The sequence below is a fragment of the Moorena sp. SIO3I6 genome, from assembly GCF_010672095.1.
Genome location: NZ_JAAHHU010001151.1, coordinates 1 through 1,623 on the forward strand (window position 1 = coordinate 1; position 1,623 = coordinate 1,623).

Below are 1,623 nucleotides of genomic sequence, written 5' to 3' on the forward strand. Positions count from 1 at the left end.
TAGCGGTTGAGTTTATCGAACAGCCCCTACCTCCAGAGCAGTTCGATGTGATGTTGGAGATGAGCCACAACTATTCCACTGCGATCGCATTGGATGAATCGGTGGCAACCCTTGACCAACTTGAACAGTGTTACCAGCGGGGATGGCGAGGAATTTTTGTGATTAAAGCTGCGATCGCAGGTTCTCGGAAACGATTACGGCAGTTTTGCGACACCTATCCGATTGATACCGTTTTTTCATCAGCCTTGGAAACTACCATTGGTCAACAAGCGGTTCTCCAGTTAGCAGCAGAACTCTCTGACTTCAAGCGCGCTGTAGGTTTTGGTGTCAACCATTGGTTTAATGAAGGTTGAACGCGATCGCGTGGCCGAAAGGCCAAGGTTGGAATGTTGAAGGTTGGAATGTTGAAGGTTGGAATGTTGAAGGTTGGAATTTTGAAGGTTATTGGGTGTTAAGGTTATTTGGTTAGATGATTGAAGCGTTAAAGAGCAAATATCGGCAGGATTCATACTTTGAACAGCCCCTAAGCTATATCCAACAACGTTCTGGTGAACAATGGCTGATTGGCTATGACAGTCAGCAACTTAACCAACTCATTGAGCAATACTGTCAGCAATTCTCCCAACTTTCCCAGGAAAAAGCACCGAAAATTCTTTTAGTAGAGCAAAGTCCTCTTAAATTTATTGCCGCTTTCCTAGCTGCTGTTGCCAGTAATTCTCATGTCTTCTTAGGGAATCCCCACTGGGTAAAACCAGAATGGCAACAAGTCCTTAAGCAAATCCATCCCGATCTAATTATCGGAGAATTAGCGAGTATCATTGAGCCATCAATACTCAATAATCAACACTCAATACTCAATAAAAAATATTCAATCATCAATAATAAGCCCTCAGCACTCATTATGATTCCCACAGGGGGCTCATCTGGTAAAATCCGCTTTGCCATTCACACTTGGGAAACCTTAATGGCATCAGTAGCAGGGTTTCATCAGTATTTTGGGAACAAGCCAGTGAATTCCTTTTGTGTCTTGCCTCTGTATCATGTCAGTGGTTTGATGCAGTTTATGCGATCGCTTACCACCGGTGGACGTATGGTGATTTTGCCCTTCAAAGCCCTCAAAGCTGGCAAAGGACGAGACATTGATCCCAAAGAATTTTTTATCTCTCTGGTACCGACTCAACTAGCCAAGCTCATCAACCAAGATGCGGCTGACTGGTTATCCCGCTTTCGGACAGTATTGTTAGGGGGTGCTCCGGCTTGGGAATCCCTATTAACACAAGCAAGACAGGATCGTATTCCTTTAGCTCTTACCTATGGCATGACCGAAACCGCTTCTGGTGTAGTCACCCTTAAACCTGAGGATTTCCTGAGTGGTAACAGTGGTAACAATAGTTGTGGTCAGGTGTTACCCCATGCCAAGGTGACCATTCGCAATGGTAGTGGAGAAATCGTGGAGGCGCTCTCTACCGGTGTGATTACTATTGAGGCCAAGTCCTTATTCCATGGCTACTATAGCCCTAGCAAAAATCTCGGCCTAGAGTCTGAGCTAAGTAAATTTCCCAACAAAGTCCAAACGCTACAATCGGACGATTTAGTCTATTTCGATCAACAGGGTTACTTATA

At 44.7% G+C, this 1,623-nt stretch carries 2 protein-coding genes; both read left to right on the plus strand.

The genetic code is table 11. The features are described 5' to 3' along the window. Positions 1 to 353 (plus strand): enolase C-terminal domain-like protein (locus F6K49_RS47140; protein ID WP_293109404.1); only part of this gene is annotated, 353 nt, incomplete at its 5' end. A gap of 116 nt (positions 354 to 469) precedes the next feature. Continuing rightward, positions 470 to 1,623, plus strand: a 1,154-nt coding sequence (locus F6K49_RS47145; RefSeq protein ID WP_293109406.1) for an AMP-binding protein, incomplete at its 3' end; no start/stop codon positions are given.